The organism is Kitasatospora sp. NPDC053057 (assembly GCF_044546945.1).
Classification (GTDB): Bacteria; Actinomycetota; Actinomycetes; order Streptomycetales; family Streptomycetaceae; genus Kitasatospora.
Map to the genome: position 1 here is coordinate 14,013 of NZ_JBITZP010000053.1, position 22,679 is coordinate 36,691.

Genomic DNA, 22,679 nt, shown 5'->3' on the forward strand with positions numbered 1-22,679 from the left:
CCGTCGCGGGTCTCCCTCCGGGGCGACCGCCGTCCGGCCCCGGAACCGCGCACTGCTAGGCTCAGGCCGCTTGTTAACGCTCACATTGCAGGGAGAGGGCGACTGGGGGACATGCTCCTCGATGACGCGTCCGTGGAGTTCCACGACTTCTTCGAACGCCACTACGCCGAACTCGCCCGTCTCGCCCATCTCCTGACCGGCGAGACGGATGCGGCCGACGACCTTGCCGCGGACGCCTTGGTCGCCCTGTGGCAGCGCTGGGACCGGCTCCGCGCGGCCGACCACCCGCTGGCCTACGCCCGCGGTGTGGTCGCCAACATGGCCCGGGAACGGATCCGCAGCGCGGTCCGCGAGCGCCGCCGGGTCCTGCTGTTCTGGTCCCGCAGCCCGGAGAAGACCACCGGGCCCGACGTCGCGGCCGTGCTGGACGTCCGCGCGGCACTCGCCCGGCTGCCGTTCCGCAAGCGGGCGTGCGTGGTCCTGCGGCACGCCTTCGACCTCTCGGAGAAGGACGCCGCGGCGGCGCTGGGCATATCGGTCGGTACGGTGAAGAGCCAGACCTCGAAGGGCATGGCCGAGCTGGAACAGCTGCTCGGCGCACGAGCGGTCGGCGAACTGGCGACAGGAAGGAGGAACCGGTGAACGACCACATCTCCCGGCAGCTGCGCGAGGCTGCCGAGGCCCACCACCCCGATCGCGCGAGGATGCTGGCCCGCGTGCAGCGCGGCGCGGCCGGTCCCGCCGTCCGTCACCGCGCCCGGTCGGGCCTGAGGTCCTGGCCCAAGGCCGCGATCGCCGGCCTCGCCGCCGCCGGCATCCTGGCCACCGGCGGTCTCGCCGCCGGCCTCGTCCGGCCCCCACAGCCCTCGGAGACGGCCACCACCGCTCCGGCCGCCCCCTCCCCGACGGCCACGCCCACGCCGACGCGCTCGGCTCCCCCGGCCACCACCGTCCCGGTACCGGCCCCGGACCCGGCCACCACCCCGGCGAGTCCGCACCCGACGCCGTCGGCGAGCGTCCGGGCCCAGAACGGGCCGCTGTGGTCGGAGGGATCGATCGACTCGCACAGCACCATCTACTGGGCACAGAGCAACCTCCTCCTCAGGACCGGCCAGCCGCTCACGTCGCTCACCGTGGAACTGCGCATCGCGCAGACCGGCGGCGTACGGGACACCGGCAACTGGCGGACCCTTCCGGTCGACGACTTCACCGTCACCGTCCAGGAGTCCGGGGGCGCACTGGTCTACCGCTGGGTCCTCAAGCCGGGCCGCACCGTACCGCCCGGACAGCACGAGTTCGCCGGCCAGTACAACCACGCCACCGGCGTGCGCGGCGCCGCCGGCGACAGCTACCGCGTCGAGGCCCAGTCGACTGGGGGCACCGCCGCCGTCTGGGGAGGCTTCACCCCGGCGGGCTGACGGCCGGCTCCCGGCCGGACGCGGCAGTCCACCGCTGCGCCCACCCGGTCCGCGTTGCTTCAGCACCGGACCCGGCACGGCGGCCGGAGGCCGGAGGCCGTGCAAGGGGTCTCCGCACCGGAAACGGAAAGGGCGCCCGCTCCAACGAGCGGGCGCCCTGAACCTGCCGGGCTCGGCCCCGGAGCAGCCCGGTCCGGCCTCCCGGATCACCCCGGGCGCACCTCACGGGCCATCGAATCAGACTCCGACCAGCCCCTCCTCGGCGACGGGGGCTTCCGGAGCCGCCACGGCTGCATCCTTCCGCATCCCCTTGAGCAGGACGACCACCGCCGCGGTGACCACCGTGCCCGCCACGACCGCGAGCAGGTACAGGAACGGGCTGCCGATCAGCGGGAGCACCCAGATCCCGCCGTGCGGGGCCCGCAGGGTGGAACCGAAGGCCATCACCAGTCCGCCGGCCGTCATGCTGCCGACGATGTTCGCCGGGATGACCCGCAGCGGATCCGCCGCCGCGAACGGGATCGCGCCCTCGGTGATGAACGAGGCGCCGAGCACCCACGCGGCCTTGCCGTTCTCCCGCTCCTCGGGAGTGAACAGCCCGCGCCGGACGGCGGTGGCCAGGGCCATGCCCAGCGGCGGCGTCATACCGGCGGCCATCACGGCCGCCATCACCTTGAGGCTGCCGGCGTCCGGGGTGGTGCCCGCGGTGGTGAGCGCACCGGCCGCGAAGGTGTACGCGACCTTGTTGAGCGGACCGCCCATGTCGAAGGCCATCATCGCGCCGAGCAGCACGCCGAGCAGGATCGCGTTCGAGCCGGAGAGGCCGTTGAGCCAGTCGGTCAGGCCGGTCATCGCCGAGGCGATCGGCGAGCCGACCACCACGAACATCAGGAAGCCGACCACGGCCACCGACAGCAGCGGGATCACCACGACCGGCATGATGCCCCTGACCGCGCGCGGGACGTTCCAGCGGATCATCCACAGCACCAGGAAGCCCGCGGCCAGGCCGGACACGATGCCGCCGAGGAAGCCCGCGCCGACCGCCACCGAGACGGCGCCGCCGGCGATGCCCGCGGCCAGCGCCGCCCGGTCCGCGATCGCCCAGGCGATGAATCCGGAGAGGACCGGGACCAGAAAGCCGAAGGAGGTCTTGCCGGTCTGGAACAGCATCGCCGCCCAGCTGTGCGAGGAGGTCCAGTCGAAGTGGCCCAGCACGGACGGCGCGGAGGCGATCTGGTAGCCGCCGATGGCGAAGGCCAGGGCGATCAGCAGGCCACCGGCCGCGACGAAGGGAATCATGTAACTGACGCCCGTCATCAGGTACTTGCGCAGCCGCTGGGCCCAGTGCTCACCCGCCGGCGCACTCGGCGCTGCCACCGGTGCGGTGCCGGGGCGTGCGCCGCCACCGGATTCGGCGACCAGCCCGGCGGCTTGGGCGATCAGGTCGTCGGCGCGGTTGACGGCGGCCTTCACCCCCACGTCCACGGTCGGCTTGCCGGCGAAGCGGGCGCGGTCCCGGACCTCGACGTCATGGGCGAGGATCACCGCGTCGGCGGCAGCGATCACCTCGGGCGCCAGCACCGTCGTGCCGGCCGAGCCCTGGGTCTCGACCTGGATCCGCGCACCCGCCCGGGTGGCGGCCAGTTCGAGGGCCTTGGCGGCCATGTAGGTGTGGGCGATGCCGGTCGGGCAGGAGGTCACCGCGACCAGCCGCAGCCCGCCACGGGAAGCCGCCGCCTCCGGGGCCAGGGCCGCTTCCGGAGCGACGGCCGGCACCTCCTCGCCGTTGATCAGGGCCGCGACCGCACCCGGGCTCCCGGCGTCGCGGAGGGCACCGGTGAAGGCGGGGTCCATCAGTCGGCGGGCCAGCGCGGCGAGGATCTGCAGGTGGCTGTCGTCCGCACCGGCCGGTGCCGCGATCATGAAGATCAGGTCGGCGGGCCGACCGTCCGGGGCGTCGAAGTCCACGCCCCTGGTGCTGCGGCCGAAGGCCAGGCTCGGCCGCGTGACGTGGGCTGATCTGCAGTGCGGGATGCCGATCCCGTCCCCCATCCCGGTCGGGGCCTGGGCCTCGCGGGCGGCCACGTCGGCGAGGAAGCCGTCGAGGTCGGTCACCCGGCCCTCGGCGACCAGCCGCTGGGCGAGGGAGCGGAGGGCCTCGCCCTTGTCCGCCGGGGCGAGGTGGAGATCAACGAGTGCGGGTGTGATCAGTCCGCTGGTGTCGTTCATCGTGTCGATCCTTCAACTGGTGCCTGACAGTCTTCCCTTGCCCCCGGGAATGGTCGCCGTTCCGTCCCACACGGTCCGGCGTGCTGCCTCCGGCTGGAGGCCGTTCTCAACCGCGAAGCGGTCGTCCGAGCGGGATGTCCGCCGTCACGACCACGGCGGCCGGGTCCAGATCGGCCGGGGTCGGCATGACGCTCCCCGGCAGTTGCACGGCGGCGGCGCCGTGCGCCAGGGCCGCCGCCAGTGCCTCGGGGCCGGTGCCACCGGCTCCGAGGAAGCCCGCGAGCGAGGCGTCGCCCGCTCCCACGTCGCTCCGGACGACGGCGACCGGTGCGCTGCCGTACCAGCTGCCCTCCTCGGCGATCAGCAGCATCCCGTCCGCACCGAGGCTGGCCAGGACCTGCTGGGCGCCGCGCTTGCGCAGTTCCCCGGCCGCGTCCACGGCGTCGCCGACGGTGGCGACCGGGCGGCCCACCGCCTCCGCGAGTTCCTCCCGGTTGGGCTTGACCACGTCGGGACGCGCCGAGAGCGCGGCCAGCAGGGCGGGGCCGGAGGTGTCCAGGGCGATCCGGGCGCCACCCGAGTGCACCTGGGCCACCAACTCGGCGTACCACTCGGGCGCCAGGCCACGCGGCAGGCTGCCGCAGCAGGCCAGCCAGTCGACGCCGTTCCCGGTGCCCCGTCCGATCCTCTGGGTGTCGCGGACGAGCGCCAGCAGCGCGGCCGACTCGGCGGCGCTGAGTTCGGGGCCCATGGCGTTGATCTTCGTGAGGCTGCCGCCGTCCTCGGCGATCGAGACGTTGATCCTGGTGTCGCCCGCGATGGTGGCCGCCGCCACGTCGATGCCCTGGCGGCGCAACAGGTCGGAGAGCAGTCCGCCGGAGAGGCCGCCCAGTGGCAGGACGGCCGTGGTGCGGTGGCCGGCGGCGGTGAGCGCGCGGGAGACGTTGACGCCCTTGCCGCCGGGGTCGAGCCGGTCGTGCGCGGCTCGGTTGACTTCGCCCGGGGTGAGCGTTCGCAGCTCGTAGGTGCGATCGAGACTGGGGTTCGGGGTGATGGTGACGATCATGCGCGGATGACTTCCGGTCCTTGGTTCTCGATCTCGGCGGCCTGCTCGTCGGTCAGTCCAGTGTCCGTGACCAGGACGTCGACCTGGTCCAGCGAGCCGAACCGGGCGAAGTGGCGGGCACCGTACTTGGAGGAGTCGGCCACCAGGACCACTCGGCGTGCCCCGGCGAGCATCGCCCTCTTGACGGCGGCCTCGGCGAGGTCCGGGGTCGACAGACCGCCCTCCGGCGAGAAGCCGTTGGTCGCGACCACGGCGACGTCCGCGTGGATGTCGGCCAGGTCCCGCAGCGCCCAGGCGTCGACGGCCGCCTGGGTGCGGTGGCGCAGCCGCCCGCCGACGAGGTGCAGGGCGAGCCCGGGGTGGTCGGCCAGCCGGGCCGCGACCGGGAGGGCGTTGGTGACGACGGTGAGGGCGCAGTCCAAGGGCAGCAGTCCGGCCAGCCGGGAGACGGTCGTCCCGGCGTCGAGGATCACGCTGCCCTCGCTGGGCAGCAGGGCCAGGGCCGCCCTGGCGATGCGCTCCTTCTCGGCCGCGGCCGTGGAGTCCCGTTCGGCCAGGCCGGGTTCCAGGTGCAGTGCGCCGACGGGAAGCGCCCCGCCGTGCACCCGGTGCAGCAGGCCGGCCCGGTCCAAGGTGCTCAGGTCACGCCGGATGGTCTCCTGCGTGACGCCGAAGTCCTCGGCCAGCGTCGGCACGTCCACCCGGCCTTGCTCCTGGGCGAGGCGGAGGATCTGTTGCTGCCGCTCCGGTGCATACATGTGGGATTGGGTCCGTTTCATGTCTGTTTACGCCTGGTGAAGCCCGACCATACGCGCTTCGGACGGAAAAGCAAGAGGCTGCTCCGCCTCTCGTCCACGTTGTGGAATGCGCCCGAATGTGTTGACATCCCGGCGTAACCGGGCGTAGAACCAACCGAAACAACGCTCTAACGGGCGTGAAACCACAGGCTGCCTGGTCCCCGTGACTGCCCCCGTACCGCGAGGACCAGGCACCCGCCCACCGTGGCCCACGCTTCACCCTCCGCGCGGGCCACGTGCTCCGCTCTCCCGCCGACCCGGTTCCCACCCGGGTCGGCGGGCGTCTCCTCCGTCTCCCTCAAGGACTCCCATGCACTCGATCCAGGTCACCGTCGGCTCCAGCCGCGGTCTGCACGCCCGCCCGGCGTCACTGTTCGTCCAGGCTGCCGCCCGACAGCCGCTCAAGGTCACCGTCGGCCGCCCGGGCCAGGCGCCGGTCGACGCCCGAAGCCTGCTGTCCGTCCTCGCCCTGGCCGCCGGCTGCGGCGAGACCCTGGAGCTCACCGCCTCCGGCGACGGGGCCCAGGACTCGCTCAAGGCGCTCGCCGAGCTGCTCGCCTCCGACCTCGACACAGCGGCATGACCGACCTGATGCGCGGGATCGGTGTCGGCACCGGCAGCGCGGCCGGCCCGGTCGCCCGGATGGCACCCGTTCCGTCGCTGCCCGCACCGAGGGCGGTCGCCGACCCGGCGACCGAGGCGGCCGCGGTCCGCGCCGCACTCGGTGCGGTCCTCTCCGACCTGGAGGAGCGCGCCGCCCGTGCGCGCGGCACCGGCTCCGAGGTGCTCGCGGCCCAGGCCATGATGGCCGGCGACCCGGTCCTCGCCGACCGGGCCGCCGAGCTCGCCGAACAGGGCACCGACGGCGCCCACGCCCTCGCCGCCGCCTTCGACGGCTTCCGCGCCGCGCTGGTCGCCGCCGGCGGCTACTTCGCCGAACGCGCCCCCGACCTGGACGACCTGCGCGACCGCGCGGTGGCCCACCTGCTCGGCCTGCCCGTGCCCGGCCTGCCCGACCCCGGGCACCCGTACGTCCTGGTCGCCGACGACCTGGCGCCCGCCGACACCGCGCTGCTCGACCCCGAACGGGTCCTGGCCCTGGTCACCGTCCGCGGCGGGCCGACCAGCCACACGGCCATCCTCGCCAAGGCGCTCGGCGTGCCGGCCGTGGTCGGTTGCGCCGGCGCCATGGATCTGGAGGACGGCCGGCAGGTCCTGGTGCACGGCGCGGACGGCATGATCGAGCCCGACCCGAGTCCGGAAGCGGTCGAGCGGGCCGCCGCGCGCGAGCGCCGACGCCGCGAGCTGTCGGCCGGTTTCCAGGGACCGGGCCGGACGGCGGACGGCCATCCGGTCGCGCTGCTGGTCAACCTCGGTGCGCCGCACGAGCTGGCCGGCGCGGCCGCCGCCGACGCCGAGGGGGTGGGCCTGTTCCGCACCGAGTTCCTCTTCCTGGACCGCGCCGAGGCTCCGGGCCTGGCCGAACAGGCCGCCGCCTACCGGCAGGTCTTCGCGGCCTTCGCCGGCCGCCGGGTGGTCGTGCGCACACTGGACGCGGGCGCCGACAAACCGCTGCCCTTCGCCGGCTCCGCCGACGAGGAGAACCCCGCGCTGGGCGTCCGCGGCCTGCGGACCGCCGCGCGCGATCCGCAGCTCCTGGAGACCCAGCTCGCCGCGATCGCCGAGGCCGCCGAGGGCAGCGCCGCGCAGGTCTGGGTCATGGCCCCGATGGTGTCCCTCCCGCGTGAGGCCGCCGAGTTCGCCGCCCGGGTCCGGGCGCACGGCCTGACGACGGCCGGCGCGATGATCGAGGTCCCGGCAGCCGCGCTGCGGACCGACCGGCTGGCCGAGTCGTGCGACTTCTTCAGCATCGGCACCAACGACCTGGCCCAGTACGCCTTCGCGGCCGACCGGACGCTCGGCAGCCTCGCCGAGTTGCTCGACCCGTGGCAGCCCGCCCTGCTCGAACTGGTCGCCACCGCAGCCGGATCGGCGGCCGAGCACGGCCGTCCGATCGGCGTCTGCGGCGAGGCCGCCGCCGACCCGGCACTCGCCCTGGTCCTGGTCGGTCTCGGGATCACCAGCCTGTCCGCCGCACCCGCTTCCCTCCCCGAGCTGCGGGCGGCGCTGGCCACCCACACCCTCGCGCAGTGCCGCGAACTCGCCGGGCTGGCCCTGCTCGCCGACGACGCCGCCACCGCGCGCGCCCAGGTCGTGTCAGGCATGTCGGGACGCTGAACCCGTTTCTGCTTCTGCTCGGTGCCGGACGCGCTCCGGCCCGGCACCGAGCAGCTGCCCGGCTGACCCGCAACCGAGAGTTCGACGGTCTGCCAAGTGCCTTAGGACTCTCGTGAGTTGACGTTCTCATCGCAAACGGTTCACCGGTCTGCCGCATTTCGCGCCCCCACCGCACGGATCATCACCAGTCGGCCGAAGTGATTCACGGACCGTTCACCGGCGTACCGGAACCCTCCTCCGCCTTCATCCGTCAGAATTGATGACACTTCAACAAGTGCCCAGGCAGGGAAAGGAACGGCGATGTCCGTGGTCAGGAGGGTGATCGGCGCCACCGCCGTGCTCCTCGTGGCCGCGCTGGGACTGTTGGTGCTGTCCCAGTCCGCGTCCGCCTTCACCCGGGAGGAGCGCTGCCCCCGGGTGGTCGCGGAGGCCAAGCTCGTCGAGGAGGCGGTGGCCCCCAAGTGCCCGGCCGGCCTTGGCTGGACGCGCATCCGAAACGCCGAACTCCCCGGCCGGCAACCGGAGTTGCACCCGTCCCTCGCCGGTGAAGTCTCCGCCGACGACGACCCGTCGCGGGCCGGGGTCCCCGAGCCGGCCCACCGGGCGAGCAGACAGTGCAGAGCCGCGGTCCTCCAGGTGTTCCGCTGCTGATCGGCGCCGACCGCGCCCGCACGCTCATCATCGGCGGCGACACCCCGGGAGGGTGCCGTCCCGCCGCCCCACGCCCGGCAGTTCACGACGGCCCACGGCAACACCGCCGCTGCCGTCGCGCTCCGTGCTGCCCCCGTACCGAGTGAGCGGGCACGGTCCCCGAAGTCACTGCTCCCACACGACTTCCGAAGGGCCCGAGGCACCGACATGCAAGGATTCATCGACCACGCCCGCACCTTCCGCCGCCGTGCCGTGCAGGACGGCCACGCCCTCAGGCGGCTGGCCGCCGGCCAGAGCCCGCAGGCACTGTTCATCACCTGCTCCGACTCCCGCATCATCCCCTCCGTCGTCACCGGCGCCCGGCCCGGGGACCTCTTCGAGCTGCGGACCGCCGGCAACATCGTCCCGCCGCACCGCCCGTCCGCCCCCTCGGCCGAGGCCGCGACCATCGAGTACGCGGTCGAGGTCCTGGGAGTCGCCGACATCGTGGTCTGCGGCCACTCCCACTGCGGCGCCGTTGGCGCCGTCGTGCGCGGCGACGACCTCACCGGGGTGCCCTCGGTGCGCGACTGGCTCGCCGACGGCACCGCGCTGACGCCCGTCACGGAGCCGAGCCAGGACCTCGCCGCCCCGGTGCAACGCCACGTGCTGGACCAGCTGGAGAAGCTGCGCACCCACCCGAGCGTCGCGCGCCGGGCCGACGAGGGCCTGCTCGGCCTGCACGGCTGGTTCTACGAGGTGCACACCGGCGCGGTCCTCACCCACCGCCCCGGCACCGACGTCTTCCTGCCGCTGTGACCCCTGCGGCCCACCACCCCGAACTCCCACGGATGAGGGCTCCCATGCGCTTTCGCACTCCCAGGTTTCCCACTCCCAGGTTTCGCACTCCCAGGTTTCCCACTCCCAGGTCTGCCACTCTCAAGTACGACCTCACCGCCTCGCTCGTCGTGTTCCTGGTCGCCCTCCCGCTGTGCGTCGGCGTCGCCGTCGCCTCGGGCGTACCCGCCGAACTCGGCCTGATCACCGGCATCGTCGGCGGCCTGGTCACCGGCCTGCTTCCCGGCAGCAGCCTCCAGGTCAGCGGCCCGGCCGCCGGGTTGACCGTCCTGGTCGCCGAGACCGTGCAACGGTTCGGCCTGCCGGCACTCGGCGTCGTGGTCGCCGCCACCGGCCTGCTCCAACTGCTGCTGGGCGCGCTGCGCTGGGGCCGGTGGTTCCGCGCGATCTCCGTCGCCGTGGTCGAGGGCATGCTGGCCGGCATCGGCCTGGTCATCATCGCCGGCCAGCTCTACGCGATGGCCGACCGGCCCGCGCCCGCGAGTGGGATCGACAAGCTCCTGGGCCTTCCGGGCCTGCTGTCCCGGCTCGTCTCCTCACCCCCCGCCGGCTACTCCTTCGTGATCGGTGCCGGCACCATCGCGGTGATCGTGCTGTGGCAGCGGCTGCCGGCCCGGGTGCGGGTCGTCCCGGGCGCGCTGGTGGCCGTCGTGCTCGCCACAGCCGCGACCTGGCTGATCCACCGTCCGGTGCAGAAGGTCGAGGTCAAGGGCCTGCTGGACGCCATCCAGCCGCCCGGCACCGGGGTGTTCGAGCAGTTCACCCCCGCCCTGATCGTCACGATCATCGCCTTCACCCTCGTCGCCTCCGCCGAGAGCCTGTTCAGCGCGGCCGCCGTCGATCGGATCCACGACGGGCCCCGCACCGACTACGACAAGGAACTCATGGCCCAGGGCGCGGGCAACACCCTGTGCGGCGCCCTCGGCGCCCTGCCGATGACCGCCGTCATCGTCCGCAGCGCCGCCAACGTCCAGGCCGGTGCCCGGACCAAGGCCTCGCGCGTGCTGCACGGCGTGTGGCTGCTGCTCTTCGCCGCACTGCTCCCGGCGGCCCTCGGCGTCATCCCCGTCGCGGCACTCGCCGGGGTGCTGGTGCACGCCGGGTTCAAGCTCCTGCCATTCAAGCAGTTCGGGCCGCTGTGGCGCGAGCACCGAGCCGAGGCGCTCGTCCTCGCGGCCACCGCCGTGGCCATCGTCACGGTCAACATGTTCGAGGGCGTGCTGATCGGCCTGGGCCTGTCGGTCGTCAAGTCGGCCTGGGAGACGTCCCGGCTGCACGTGGACACCGAGGAGCAGCCCGGCGGCCCGGTCCGGGTCCGGCTGACCGGCAACGCCACCTTCCTCCGGCTGCCCAAGCTCCTGGACACCCTCGAAGCGATGCCGGCCGACCGCGTGGTGGAGCTGGACCTCTCCGGGCTGCGGCACCTCGACCACGCCTGCCAGTCCGCGCTGACCGCCTGGACCGAACGGCACAACGCCCGGGCCCCCGAGGCCGTGCGGCTGATCCCGGCGCTGGCCGGTCAGGCCTGACCCAGGTCCCCTGAAACGCGCCGCCGCACCGGATCCCGGTGCGGCGGCGCGTCGTTCGGCTCGTTCGCCGCGCTTTCCGTCAAACCGCGGGAGCGCCGCTGCCCGCGATCACTTCGGGTCGCAGCAGAGCGGCGAGCCGCTCGGCCGGTAGCAGCCCCTTCTCCAGTACGAGTTCGGCCACGCCCCGGCCGCTGGCGAGGGCCTCCTTGGCGATGTCGGTGGCGGCCGTGTACCCGATGTGGGGGTTGAGGGCGGTCACCAGGCCGATGGAGTTCTCGACGGTCGCACGCAGCACCTCGGTGTTGGCCGTGATGCCGACGACACAGCGCTCGGCGAGGGTGAGACAGGCGGCGCGCAGATGGGTGATCGACTCCGACAGCGAGTGCAGGATGATCGGCTCGAAGGCGTTGAGCTGGAGCTGGCCCGCCTCGGCGGCCATGGTGATCGCGACGTCGTTGCCGATCACCTCGAAGGCGACCTGGTTGACGACCTCGGGGATCACCGGGTTGACCTTGCCGGGCATGATGCTCGAACCGGCCTGCACCGGCGGCAGGTTGATCTCGCCCAGGCCCGCCCGTGGCCCGGAGGAGAGCAGTCGCAGGTCGTTGCAGCTCTTCGACAGCTTGACGGCTATGCGCTTGAGCACGCCGGACATCTGGACGAACGCGCCGCAGTCCTGGGTGGCCTCGACCAGGTTGGCGGCGGTGACCAGGGGCAGCCCGCAGATGTCCGCGAGATGGCGGCGGGCGGCTTCGGCGTACCCGGCCGGAGCGTTGAGGCCGGTGCCGATCGCGGTGGCGCCGAGGTTGATCTCGTGGATCAGCTCGGCGGCCTCCGCGAGCCGGCTGCGGTCCTCGTCCAGCATGACCGCGAACGTCGAGAACTCCTGACCGAGCGTCATCGGCACGGCGTCCTGCAGCTGCGTGCGGCCCATCTTCAGGATGTCGCGGAACTCGACGGCCTTGCCGGCGAAGGCGTCCTGGAGGACGGCCATCGCGTCGAGCAGGCCGCGCACCGCGAAGACGGTCGCGATCCGAACGGCCGTCGGGTAGACGTCGTTGGTGGACTGGCCGAGGTTGACGTCCTCGTTGGGGTGCAGGTGCCGGTACTCGCCCTTGGCGTGCCCCAGCAGCTCCAGCGCCCGGTTGGCGATGACCTCGTTGGCGTTCATGTTGGTCGAGGTGCCGGCGCCGCCCTGGATGACGTCGACGACGAACTGGTCGTGCAGCTCTCCGCCACGGATCTCCCGGCAGGCGGCGACGATCGCGGCGGCCTTCCGGGGCTCCAGCAGGCCGAGTTCCTCGTTGGCGAGGGCGGCGGCCTCCTTGACGGCGGCGAGGGCGTCGATCAGGTGCGGGTAGGTGGAGATGGTTGTGCCCGTGATGGGGAAGTTCTCGGTGGCACGCAGGGTGTGGACGCCCCAGTAGGCGTCGGCGGGGACGTCGCGGTCTCCGAGCAGGTCGTGTTCGCTCCGGGTGGCGGTCGTCATCGTGTGCGGGTCCTCTTCCTGGGGTCGGGTGGTAGCGGGTCGGCGGTCGGTCACGCGGGACGGGTGCGGGCGTGCGGTGCCAGTGCGGACACCGGCCGTACGCTGCCGACGCGCCGGCCGCCGCCCGCCGTCGCCTCACCGGCGCAGTCCGCCAGCAGGCGGGGATCGACGCCCGCCAGCGCCAGGGCGGCGGCCGCCACCGGGATCCGAGCCCGGTTCGCCCCGTCCGCGATCTTCACCGCGATGGCGCGGCCGTCCGGCAGCGCGGCGATCTGGACTCCTTCGAAACCGTCCTTGGCGAGCAGCCCGGGCACCGCGCGCATCAGCGCGGCCGTGTCGCGTCCGGTCCCCGACGCCATCTCCGGGTGAGCGCGCAGCGCGTCCGCGACCCTGAATTCGGGAGTGCCCGGCAGCGCCGTGGCGATGCGGGAGGCGGCACGGGCGAGGCCGTGCAGGGAGACGGCGAACAGCGGGGTGCCGCAGCCGTCCACGCTGACATGGGCGGCGCGCTGGCCGGTGAGCTCCTGGACGAGCTCGGCTATCGCGGTCTGGAGCGGGTGTGCGGGGTCGAGGTACGTCGCCAGGGGCCAACCGTTGAGCTTGCAGAGGTAGAGCATCGCCGCGTGCTTACCGGAGCAGTTCTGGGCGAGGCGGGAGGGCGGGCGTCCACCCCGCACCCAGGTGTCCCGCACCGCCGGGTCGTACGGGAGGTCCGGGACGTTGCGCAGGTCGCGCTCGCCGAGACCGGCCAGTTCGAGGATCCGTCGGGTGCCCGCGAGGTGGCGCTCCTCCCCGGAGTGGCTGCCCATCGCGAGGGAGAGGAGCTCGCCGTCGAGCGGCAGACCGGCGCGCACCATGGCGACGGCCTGGAGCGGCTTGAGGGCGGATCGTGGGTAGCAGGCGACCTCGATGTCGCCGAGCCGGAACCGGACTTCGCCGTCGCCGTCGAGGACGACGACGGAGCCGTGGTGGACCCCCTCGATCATGCCGCCGCGGGTGACGTGGGCGACGGGGGCGTGCCGGGGCTCGCGGACGACGGGGGCGTCCGCGGGGGAACTGGTGTGCATCACTGCCTCGTTCGGTGGTGGGTCGCTGCCGGTCAGTCGGCCGGGCGGTGGCCCTCGACAGCGGCGGGATCGTCCCCGCGTCGAGGGCCACCGCCCGGTGTCAGCCGTCGGACCTGGCGGCTTCGCGTGCGAGGCGGCCGCGGATCGCGTACCAGCCGGCGACCAGCACGGCGGCGATCAGCGGTACGCAGAGCACGGTGGTGCGTCCGGCGCCGCCGTCGGCGTACATCAGGACCAGGACGGTGGCGAGGAAGGCCAGCGTCACGAGTTCGGTCCAGGGCGAGCCCGGCAGCCGGTAGGCGGGGCGGGTCAGTTCGCCGGCCCGGGTCTTCCGCCAGAAGAAGAGGTGGCAGATCATGATCATGCCCCAGGTGGCGAGGATGCCGATCGCGGCGAGGTTGAGCACGATCTCGAACGCGTCGGCGGGCACCACGAAGTTGAGGCCCACGCCGAGCACGCACATGCCGCTGGTGAGCAGGATGCCGCCGTAGGGCACCTGGCTGCGGCTCATCCGGGCGGTGAAGCGCGGGGCGGAGCCGTTGACGGCCATCGAGCGCAGGATGCGGCCGGTGGAGTAGAGACCGGAGTTGAGCGAGGACATCGCCGCGGTGAGGACCACCAGGTTCATCACGCTGCCGGCGGCCGGCACACCGATGTGGGAGAGCACGGTCACGAAGGGGCTCTGGCCGGCGGTGTACTTGTTCCACGGCAGCAGCATCGACAGCAGGAGCACCGAACCGACGTAGAACAGGCCCACCCGCCACATGATCGAGTTGATCGCCTTCGGCATGATCTTCTCGGGGTTCTCGGTCTCACCCGCGGTGACGCCGACCAGTTCGACTGAGGCGTAGGCGAAGACGACGCCCTGGATGATCAGCAGCATCGGCAGCAGACCGTTGGGGAAGATCCCGCCGTTGTCCGTGATCAGGGAGGGACCGGGCACGGCGCCGTCGACCGGGTGCCGGGTGACGAGCAGGAAGATCGCGATGCCCATGAAGACCACCAGGGCACTGACCTTCACGATGGCGAACCAGAACTCCAGTTCGCCGAAGATCCGCACCGAGATGAGGTTCACGGTGAGGACCACGGCCAGGGCTATGAGCGCGATCACCCACTGCGGGACGTCGGAGAACAGGTGCCAGTAATGGGTGTACGTGGCCACCGCGGTGATGTCGGCGATGCCGGTGGTCGCCCAGTTGAGGAAGTACATCCAGCCGGCGGTGTAGGCGCCCTTCTCGCCCAGGAACTCACGGGCGTACGACACGAAGGCGCCGGAGGACGGGCGGTACAGGACGAGTTCGCCGAGCGCGCGCACCACGAGGAACGCGAAGACGCCGCAGACCGCGTAGGCGACGAACAGGGAGGGACCGGCCTCGGCGAGACGTCCCCCGGCGCCGAGGAAGAGGCCGGTGCCGATGGCACCGCCGATGGCGATCATGTTGACGTGCCGGGGTTTCAAGGACTTGCTGTAGCCGGTGTCCCCGGCGTCGACGTGACGGGTGGAGGGGCGCTTCTCGTCTTTGAGGAAATGCTCGCTCACGCCTCGGGTCTGCCTTCTGTCGGGGTATCCGCGCGCTGGGGGCGCACGATGTCTGTGAGGGTCGCCTCGACGCGGCGCAAGTGGTGGGACATGGCCTCCACCGCGTCCGGCTCGGAACCGTCGACCAGCGCTTCGACGATCGCCCGGTGCTCGCAGTTGGACTGCTCGCGTCGATCGCCCAGCTCGTTGAGGAAGGCCGACTGACGCGCCAGTGCGTCGCGGATCTCCTCGATGACCCGACGGAAGACCGGGTTGCGGGAGGCCTCGGCCACCGCCAGATGGAAGACGGTGTCCAGTGCGACCCAGGCCGTGGTGTCGGTCTCCCGCTCCATCCGGTCGAGCAGGTGGGCCAAGTGGTCCAGGTCCTCCGGGGTGCGGCGCAGCGCCGCGTACCCGGCGACCGGGATCTCGACGTGCCGGCGCACCTCCAGGAGGTCGCTGGCGGCGTAGTCGCCGAAGGTGGGGTCCTCGACCGTGTTCGCCACGACGAAGGTGCCCCTCCCGGTCTTCGAGACGGTCAGTCCCATGGCCTGGAGAGCCCGGAGCGCCTCCCGCAGCACGGGCCGACTGACCTCCAGGGTGCGGCACAGCTCCGCTTCGGAGGGGAGCTTGTCCCCCACCACGTACTCACCGCGCTCGATGGCACCGCGGAGATGGCCGAACACCGCTTCCATGGCACTCACACGCCGGGGCATCGGACTGACTGTCTGGCTGTCTGACAGGTTCACGGGGCGATCCTGGGGGATGCCGTGCAGTGCTGTCAAGAGTCCTGAGCCGACGGCGGAGACGATCGGGGAACGCCGCTGCTCCCCACTGGTGAACAGGTGGCGAACGACGCCTTGACACGGCCTCATCGCGGGCCGCAGGATCGGCTCGTGAACCTGTCGGACAGCAGGCCAGGCGGTTAGGCTCCGCAGCCGTGCGGCCCCGACCGGACCTCTCCGCTCAGGGGCGGATCGGCAGGACGGACGTGGGCTGGGTGATCGCCAACGGCTCTCCGGCCTGGGTCAGAGCCCCGGACAACGGGTCGAGGTGGAAAGCCGTCAGCGAGTCAGAGCCCTGGTTCGCGCAGAACAGGAGCCGCCCGTCGGGTGTGAGGGCGATGTCCCGGGGCCAGGACCCGCCGCACGCGACGGTGGTGAGCAGCTCGACGGACGCACCGTCATCGCGAACGACGTGGACGGCGATCGCGTCGTCTCCCCGGTTGGTCGTGTAGAGGAAGCGGCCGTCCGCGGACAACCGGACGGCCGCCGCGTAGTTGGTGTTCGGCGCGCCCGGGTCCCGCCGGGTCTCCAGCTCGCCGGTGGGTTCGAGGCGGCCGGAGAGTGCGTCCCAGGTGCAGACGGTGAGGGTGGAGGAGAGTTCGTTGAGCACGTGGACGTACCGGGCCGAGGGGTGGAACACGAGGTGCCGGGGCCCCCTGCCGCCCGGCAGCTGGACCGTCTGGTGAGCACGGAGTCGGCCGGTGCCCCCGGTGAAGGCGTAAACGTGGATCCGGTCGGTGCCGAGGTCGGTGCACAGCACGAACCGCCCGTCGGGCGAAGGCGCGGCCATGTGGGCGTGAGGCGAGGTGAGCAGCTCACCGTCGCGCTCCCGCCCGGAATGGCGGATGGTCTGCAGCGGCTCGCCGGTGCCGACCACGCCGTCCGCTCCCAGGGGAAGGACCGAAAGGACGCCGTCACCGTAGTGGGCCACGAACAGGTGTGAACCGCTGGGGTGGACGGCGAGGTGGCAAGGTCCGGCGCCGCCGCTGGCGGCCGCAGCACGTGGGGCCGGCGTCATGGTGCCCGAATCGACCCCGAAGGACAGGACGTGTCCGGCTTCCTGCTCCACGACGGCGTGGAGAACCGCGCGCCCGGGGTCGACGGCCACGTAGGAAGCGTGGTCGACGGACAGTGTCCGGACGAGGCTCATGCCGCCGGTTCCGTCGTAGCGAACGGTGCTCAGGCCGGCTCCGGGGGTACTGCCCGGAGCCGCGCTGCCGACGACCAGCGAGCCACCGGACGTCGCGGACGGAGAGCGGTTCGGCGCGAAGCTCAAGGGTGTCTGCTTTCCGCTCACCGTTCGGCGAGCCGTCCGTCGGCGTGGCGGGTTACGGGCGGCATCCCCGCCAGGTCCGCTCCGCGGAAGTCGACCCCCGGCCTCGAAACCCGCCTGACATCCTACGGTGCGCCGCCGTTCGGCAGGGAGCGCCGGTCAGGCTTCGTCGACTGACTCGAGCCCCCGCCGGCATCGCCCCGTTGCCAGTGCCATGGACGGTCAAGCCCTTCAAGAACCGAACCACGTCCGACCACCGGGCCCGACCTGCTCACCCGCGCCCTCCCCCCGTAGCCGCCGCACAGTGCTTCTCGGGCCGGCTCACGAACCCGCGGTTCCGCCCGCACGCGGCAGAGGTCTGACGCGGGCGACGAGCAGGGCGATGTCGTCGTGTCCACTCCGGTGGCGCAGGCCGCCGAGGAGGAGGTCGCAGGTCTCCTCCGGGGAGCGGCGGGGCCTCCCGAGGAGGTCGGTGAGGGCCGCGAGGCGGGTGTCGATGTCGTGGTCACGGGTCTCCACCAACCCGTCCGTGTAGAGGACGAGTTCGTCGCCGACCGCGAGGTCGAGGAGGGTGTCGCGGAAGGCGACGCCGCCAACGCCGAGGGGTGCGCCGGTGGGCAGGTCGAGGAGTACCGGCGGACGCCCCGGGCGGGTGAGGACCGGGGGCAGATGGCCGGCGGTGGCGATGCGGCTGCGGCGGTGGTGGGGGTCATGCACGGCGTAGACGCAGGTGGCGATGGACTCTCCGAGGTCGGCGGCGATCCGGTCGAGGTGGGTGAGGACGGCGGCGGGCGCCAGGTCGAGACCTGCCAGGGTCCGTGCGGCGGTGCGGAGTTGGCCCATGGTGGCGGCTGCGTTGATGCCGCTGCCCATGACGTCCCCGACCACCAGAGCCGTCATGTCGGCACCCAAGGGGATGACGTCGAACCAATCGCCGCCGACCTCGCCGACACTCGCCGTCGGCTGGTAGCGGTAGGCGACTTCCAGCCCGGGTGGTTGCGGGGGCGAGCCGGGCAGCAGGTGACGCTGGAGGGCGAGGGCGGCGTGGCGCTGGCGCTGGTACCAGCGGGCGTTGTCGATGGCGACGGCGGCACGGGCGGCGAGTTCACCGGCCAGTACCAGGTCGTCGTGGTCGAACGGCTGATCGTTGCGGGCGCGTTTGAGGTCGAGCGCGCCCAGGACCTGGCCCCGGGCGCGCAACGGTACGGCCAGGTAGGAGTGGACCCGGGCCTGCCTCAGCAGTTCGGCGGCCTCGTCGTCCCGGGCGATGCGCGGCAGATCACGGTCGGTGACGTGGGCCAACAGGATGGGGCGGCCGGTGCGGGCGCAGCGGGTGATCAGGCGGGAGGCGTCGTACCGGGCGATCCGGCCGACGGGATCGGCGGCGTCGAGGGCGGGTGTGGGGTACGCGGCTTTGACGGCGAGGGCCCGGATCAGGACCGGGTCGTCCGTGCCGGTCGGGGGCGGGCTGTCGGTGAGGACGGTTTCCAGGATGTCGACGGCGGCGAGGTCGGCGAACTCCGGGACGAGGACGTCGGCGAGTTCGCGGGTGGTGGTGTCGAGGTCGAGGGTGGTACCGATGCGTTCGGAGGCCTCGGCGACGACGGTGAGGCGCCGGCGGGCCGCCGCCGCAGCGGTGGAGGCCCGGTGTTGCTCGGTGACGTCGATGACCGTGACGGCGACGCCGATCACGCGGTGGGCAGGGTCCTCCAGGCGGTAGAAGGAGGCGGACCAGGCATGTTCGGTCCCGGGGTCGGCGTGGGTGCGGCCCATGGTGAACCGGTTCAGCAGCGGGGTGCCGGTGGCCAGCACCTGCCGCATCGCCGCCTCGATCGCGTCGGCGTCCAGGAACGGCAGCGCCTCCCGGACGGTGTGGCCCAGGCACTCGGCGGCCGGCAGGCCGTTGATGCGCTCCAGCGCCGGGTTGATCAGGACGTACCGCAGGTCCGTGTCCATCACCGACAGGCCGATCGGGGACTGCTCCACCAGGCGCAGGGACAGCGCGAGGTCCCGTTCCAGGCGGCGCAGTGTGGCCTGGTCGGACGCCAGGCCGAGCGCGTAGTACTGGCCGTTCTCGTCCTCCAGGCGCATGTTGCGGAACTCGGCCAGCAGCGTGGATCCGTCCTTGTGCCGCACCGGGAAGACTCCGGCCCACGCCCCGCCGCCGGCCATCACCCTCGCGAACAGCGACAGCACCAGCTCCAGGTGCTGCTCGTCGACCAGCACCTGGGCGGCGGGACGGCCGAGGGCCTCGGCCGCCCGGTAGCCGAACAGGTCCTCGGCCTGCGGGCTCCACAGCACGATCCGACCCTGCGCGTCCAGCACCACCGCGGCGACGCCCAGCACGTCCAGCAGCCCACCCGGCTCCATCGCGGGATCCCGGTCCTGCTGGGCGGCACCCGACGGCGTCGCGTGCCCGGCCTCCATCCGGCCACCTCCTCCCGCCGACGCCCACCCCCGCCGGCAAGGACGACGTCGGTTCACTCCATCGTCCCGCCCCGGCCCGAAGCCGCCAGCCAGGCAGCCGCCGCCCACTGGCGGACCCTCGATCGCCCACCAAAATGGTCACGCAGAGCTACCGGGATCGGCTCGCGTGCGCGGTCCTCCGGCCGTCCGCACCTGGCCGATTCCCTCGGGCGTGCCCGGCAGTCTCCAGCCGGTCCACCTGCCGGCGCAGCTTCTCGTTCTCGACCTCGGCGGCGGACTTCTTCGGGCGGACCGGGCGGAGATCGCATTGATCGGCGTCGGCTCCGCGCGTCACCCCGGGGATGTACGCGGGGTACGCCGCCGGGCCGATGGCCTGGGGGCAGACGTGACACCCGCCGGCCGACGCGATGGATCATGGTCCGTTCCTAGTGCCGCATCAGGCAAGGTTTGCCCCATCGTGACGTATCGCCCGGTTGCTATGCCGGGCGGTAGCGGGCCGTCAGAATGATCATGTGGCTGAACGCGTGCAGGTCCGTGAGATCGATGACGACGAGGGAAGACGGCTGCTGCGGATCGCCCGCCGGGGCACTGGGTCGGTGGTGACCTGGCGGCGGGCCCAGATGGTGCTGCTGTCCGCCCAGCGCATGCCCGTGGCGAAGATCGCCGAGGTAACGTTCACCAGCGCGGACCGGGTCCGCGACGTGATCCACAACTTCAACGCCGACGGCTTCGACTCGCTCTACCCGAAATACAAGGGCGGACGGCCGAGGACGTTCACGCTGCCCGAGCGCCGCGAGATCAAGAAGATCGCCAAGTCCAAGCCGGCTGAGCACGGCCTGCCGTTCTCGACCTGGAGCCTGGCCAAGCTGGCCGACTTCCTGGTCGCCGAGGGGGTGGTCGACGACATCAGCCACGAGCTACACCCGGCGGACGTTCACATTGCGATCATCTGCGACAACTACTCGCCGCACCTGACCACCAAGCGGTGCCAGCGGGTCGGAACGTGGGCCGCGGCGAACAACGTCGAAATCGCCTACACCCCGACCAACAGCTCCTGGCTCAACCGGATCGAGGCCCAGTTCACCGCCCTGCGCTACTTCGCCCTCGATGGCACCGACCACGCCAGCCACAAGGAACAGGGCAGCATGATCCGCCGCTACATCATCTGGCGGAACAAGCACGCCGCCGACGAACGCCTACGCGCAGTCGTCACCAGGGCGAACGTTGCCTGATGCGGCACGGCTAGCACGCGATCGGCCACGAACTGGGCCTCATGCAGCCGTGGCCGTCTGCCTCTTGGCCTCGCGCACCTCGCGCAGCGCACCGGACCACGCGATCACCTGGTCGAGCATGCCGCCCACGGCGGTGTCGAGGCCCTCCTGGGGGACGAAGGCGCCGGTGTGGAACGAGGGGTGTGTCGAGATGGTGGGCTGGGCGCGGACCGTGGCCACCTGGAGTTCGGCGAGGACGAGCCGCAGCGCCTCGGCGGCCCGGGCTCCGGCGACCCAGCCGCCGTAGCTGATGATCCCGGCGGCCTTGTCGTTCCACTCCCGGTAGACGTAGTCCAGGGCGTTCTTCAGCGCTCCGGGGTAGGAGTGGTTGTACTCGGGGACGAGGAACACGTAGCCGTCGAAGCTGTCGATGAGTGCGCCCCAGGCGCGGGTGTGGTCGTGCTGGTACTGCTGGAGGTTCGGGTTGCCGGGCTCGTCGAGGTTGCCGAGGTTGTGGTCGGCGAGGTCGACGAGTTCGTAGTCGGCACCGCCGTGGGCACGGGCGACCTCCAGTACCCAGGCGGCGATCTGGTCGCCGCGGCGTCCGGGGCGGGTGCTTCCGAGGATGAGTGCGATGCGAAGTGTCATGGTCTTCCCTTCGAGAGAGTTGATGTGTCAACTCTAGGTCGAGGATAGTTGACGTGACAACTCTGCTGGTCGGGGGTATTCTCGGTGACATGACAGAGACTCGATCACTGGAACCGGAGGAGTGGGAGTTCTGGGATACCTGGATGCGCGCGCAGCGCCTGCTCACCAGGGAGCTGGAGCGTGGTCTACAGCGTGACTGCGATATCTCGAAGCCCGAGTTCAGCGTGCTGGTGACGCTGTGGCAGGCCGCCGGCAGCGAGATGCGGGTCGGCGAGCTCTCCGAGTCACTCGACTGGGACAAGAGCCGCGTCTCACACCAGCTGACGAGGATGGAAAAACGCGGCTTCGTCAAGCGCACCCAGTACGGGGCCGATGGTCGCCGTGCGGGGATCGGACTGACCGCCCAGGGGCGCCGCGCCGCCCAGAGTGCCATCCTCGTGCACGGCGGCAACATCCGCCGCCACTTCCTCGACTCACTGACCCCCGAGCAGGCATCAGTCATCCGGGCATGGAGCGAGCAAGCAGTCGACCGCCTCGGGCCGCACCGCAGCGAGACTGCCGGCGACGGCGCATCCTAGTGCCGCATCAGGCAACGTTCGCCCTGGCGACGACTGCGCGTAGGCGTTCGTCGGCGCCGTGCTTGTTCCGCCAGATGATGTAGCGGCGGATCATGCTGCCCTGCTCCTTGTGGCTGGCGTGGTCGGTGCCGTCGAGGGCGAAGTAGCGCAGGGCGGTGAACTGGGCCTCGATCCGGTTGAGCCACGAGCTGTTGGTCGGGGTGTAGGCGATCTCGACGTTGTTCGCCGCAGCCCACGTCCCGACCCGTTGACATCGCTTCGTCGTCAGGTGCGGTGAGTAGTTATCACCGACGATCGCGATGCGCACGTCCATCGGGTGCAGCGAGCACAGGTAGCGGCAGAACTCCAGGAACTTCGAGCGGTTCTTGGTTTTCTTGATGTGCCCATAGAGCTGGTCCTTGGCCAGGTCGAAGGCCGCGAACAGGTACCGGACCCCGTGCGGGCGGGTGTAGGTCGCCCGCCTGCGCGGGCGCGGATCGCGGTGGGGGTCCTTGTGCCTTCCGCCGCGTTCGGCCCACTGCCGTCCGGGGAGGGGCTGGAGGTTGAGGGGGCCGAACTCGTCCATGCAGAAAACGACTTCGGGCTCTCCGTCCTCGGGTATGACCTCGCCGTCGGCGATCGCGTAGAGGTGCTCGACGCGGGCCTTCTTCGTGGCGTAGTCGGGGTCGCGGGAGGCCTTGCAGGTCTTCACACGTTAAAACAACACGCCCTCCTCGCGGAGCAGGACCCGAAGGCCCTCGTGGCTGATATCGTCGACCACCCCCTCGGCGACCAGGAAGTCGGCCAGCTTGGCCAGACTCCAGGTCGAGAAGGGCAGGCCGTGCTCGGCCGGCTTGGACTTGGCGATCTTCTTGATCTCCCGGCGTTCCGCGAGGGTGAACGTCCTCGGCCGGCCACCCTTGCACGCGCGGGTGCCG

19 protein-coding genes and 1 pseudogene are annotated in these 22,679 nt (G+C 71.9%); 9 read left to right on the forward strand and 11 right to left on the reverse strand.

Annotated elements, in window-relative coordinates; genetic code table 11:
- Positions 1–111 precede the first annotated feature (111 nt).
- Both ACIG5E_RS34740 and ACIG5E_RS34745 read left to right on the forward strand, forming a co-directional pair.
- Positions 112–642, forward strand: coding sequence for a SigE family RNA polymerase sigma factor (locus tag ACIG5E_RS34740; protein ID WP_396540447.1), 531 nt, complete (start codon positions 112–114; stop codon positions 640–642).
- The gene (locus ACIG5E_RS34745) at positions 639–1,418 is read left to right on the forward strand and encodes a hypothetical protein (protein WP_396540449.1); all 780 of its coding nucleotides are present in this window, start codon (positions 639–641) and stop codon (positions 1,416–1,418) included. The genes ACIG5E_RS34740 and ACIG5E_RS34745 overlap by 4 nt, the downstream gene beginning before the upstream one ends.
- 237 nt (positions 1,419–1,655) lie before the next feature.
- Here the strand turns inward: ACIG5E_RS34745 and ACIG5E_RS34750 are convergent, their stop codons facing one another.
- From ACIG5E_RS34750 to ACIG5E_RS34760, 3 genes are all read right to left on the reverse strand, one after another.
- Positions 1,656–3,647, reverse strand: a complete 1,992-nt coding sequence (locus ACIG5E_RS34750; RefSeq protein WP_396540451.1) for a fructose-specific PTS transporter subunit EIIC — start codon at positions 3,645–3,647, stop codon at positions 1,656–1,658.
- A gap of 106 nt (positions 3,648–3,753) precedes the next feature.
- Positions 3,754–4,713, reverse strand: a complete 960-nt coding sequence (pfkB, locus tag ACIG5E_RS34755; protein ID WP_396540453.1) for a 1-phosphofructokinase — start codon at positions 4,711–4,713, stop codon at positions 3,754–3,756.
- Positions 4,710–5,471: a DeoR/GlpR family DNA-binding transcription regulator gene (locus ACIG5E_RS34760; protein WP_396540455.1), complete on the reverse strand. Its 762-nt coding sequence runs from the start codon at positions 5,469–5,471 to the stop codon at positions 4,710–4,712. Before ACIG5E_RS34760 ends, pfkB begins: the two co-directional genes overlap by 4 nt.
- A 349-nt stretch (positions 5,472–5,820) precedes the next feature.
- Here ACIG5E_RS34760 and ACIG5E_RS34765 point away from each other — a divergent pair, with 349 nt between their 5' ends.
- From ACIG5E_RS34765 to ACIG5E_RS34785, 5 genes are all read left to right on the forward strand, one after another.
- Positions 5,821–6,093: an HPr family phosphocarrier protein gene (locus ACIG5E_RS34765; protein ID WP_396540457.1), complete on the forward strand. Its 273-nt coding sequence runs from the start codon at positions 5,821–5,823 to the stop codon at positions 6,091–6,093.
- The gene (ptsP, locus tag ACIG5E_RS34770; RefSeq protein WP_396540459.1) at positions 6,090–7,748 is read left to right on the forward strand and encodes a phosphoenolpyruvate--protein phosphotransferase; all 1,659 of its coding nucleotides are present in this window, start codon (positions 6,090–6,092) and stop codon (positions 7,746–7,748) included. Before ACIG5E_RS34765 ends, ptsP begins: the two co-directional genes overlap by 4 nt.
- Before the next feature lie 300 nt (positions 7,749–8,048).
- Positions 8,049–8,399, forward strand: coding sequence for a hypothetical protein (locus tag ACIG5E_RS34775; RefSeq protein WP_396540461.1), 351 nt, complete (start codon positions 8,049–8,051; stop codon positions 8,397–8,399).
- A 207-nt stretch (positions 8,400–8,606) separates the two neighbouring features.
- Positions 8,607–9,197, forward strand: a complete 591-nt coding sequence (locus ACIG5E_RS34780) for a carbonic anhydrase (protein ID WP_396540463.1) — start codon at positions 8,607–8,609, stop codon at positions 9,195–9,197.
- Positions 9,198–9,241: 44 nt separating this feature from the next.
- On the forward strand, positions 9,242–10,765 hold the full coding sequence (locus ACIG5E_RS34785; protein ID WP_396540465.1) for a SulP family inorganic anion transporter: 1,524 nt from the start codon (positions 9,242–9,244) through the stop codon (positions 10,763–10,765).
- A gap of 79 nt (positions 10,766–10,844) precedes the next feature.
- Here the strand turns inward: ACIG5E_RS34785 and aspA are convergent, their stop codons facing one another.
- The 6 genes from aspA to ACIG5E_RS34815 all read right to left on the reverse strand — a co-directional run bounded on the left by aspA (position 10,845) and on the right by ACIG5E_RS34815 (position 19,325).
- Positions 10,845–12,254 carry an aspartate ammonia-lyase gene (aspA, locus tag ACIG5E_RS34790; RefSeq protein ID WP_396540467.1) on the reverse strand — a complete coding sequence of 470 codons (1,410 nt, stop codon included), beginning with the start codon at positions 12,252–12,254 and terminating at the stop codon, positions 10,845–10,847.
- A gap of 50 nt (positions 12,255–12,304) precedes the next feature.
- Positions 12,305–13,321, reverse strand: a complete 1,017-nt coding sequence (locus tag ACIG5E_RS34795) for an asparaginase (RefSeq protein ID WP_396540469.1) — start codon at positions 13,319–13,321, stop codon at positions 12,305–12,307.
- Positions 13,322–13,421: 100 nt separating this feature from the next.
- Positions 13,422–14,861 (reverse strand): amino acid permease, encoded by a 1,440-nt coding sequence (locus ACIG5E_RS34800; RefSeq protein ID WP_396540471.1) that lies wholly within the window; start codon positions 14,859–14,861, stop codon positions 13,422–13,424.
- Entirely contained in the window at positions 14,858–15,535 is a 678-nt protein-coding gene (locus ACIG5E_RS34805) for a FadR/GntR family transcriptional regulator (protein ID WP_396540503.1), read from the reverse strand. Before ACIG5E_RS34805 ends, ACIG5E_RS34800 begins: the two co-directional genes overlap by 4 nt.
- Positions 15,536–15,806: 271 nt before the next feature.
- Entirely contained in the window at positions 15,807–16,922 is a 1,116-nt protein-coding gene (locus tag ACIG5E_RS34810; protein ID WP_396540473.1) for a lactonase family protein, read from the reverse strand.
- Between the two features lie 297 nt (positions 16,923–17,219).
- On the reverse strand, positions 17,220–19,325 hold the full coding sequence (locus ACIG5E_RS34815) for a SpoIIE family protein phosphatase (protein ID WP_396540475.1): 2,106 nt from the start codon (positions 19,323–19,325) through the stop codon (positions 17,220–17,222).
- Between the two features lie 512 nt (positions 19,326–19,837).
- On the opposite strand from ACIG5E_RS34815, the gene ACIG5E_RS34820 reads away from it, so the two are divergent.
- Entirely contained in the window at positions 19,838–20,557 is a 720-nt protein-coding gene (locus ACIG5E_RS34820) for a helix-turn-helix domain-containing protein (protein ID WP_396540477.1), read from the forward strand.
- A gap of 39 nt (positions 20,558–20,596) precedes the next feature.
- Here ACIG5E_RS34820 and ACIG5E_RS34825 read toward each other — a convergent pair whose 3' ends face one another.
- Positions 20,597–21,184 carry an NADPH-dependent FMN reductase gene (locus tag ACIG5E_RS34825; RefSeq protein ID WP_396540479.1) on the reverse strand — a complete coding sequence of 196 codons (588 nt, stop codon included), beginning with the start codon at positions 21,182–21,184 and terminating at the stop codon, positions 20,597–20,599.
- A 53-nt stretch (positions 21,185–21,237) separates the two neighbouring features.
- On the opposite strand from ACIG5E_RS34825, the gene ACIG5E_RS34830 reads away from it, so the two are divergent.
- Positions 21,238–21,762 (forward strand): MarR family winged helix-turn-helix transcriptional regulator, encoded by a 525-nt coding sequence (locus tag ACIG5E_RS34830; RefSeq protein WP_396540481.1) that lies wholly within the window; start codon positions 21,238–21,240, stop codon positions 21,760–21,762.
- Between the two features lie 7 nt (positions 21,763–21,769).
- Here ACIG5E_RS34830 and ACIG5E_RS34835 read toward each other — a convergent pair.
- Positions 21,770–22,663, reverse strand: a pseudogene (locus ACIG5E_RS34835) (IS630 family transposase); the annotation flags it as partial.
- Positions 22,664–22,679: the final 16 nt, after the last annotated feature.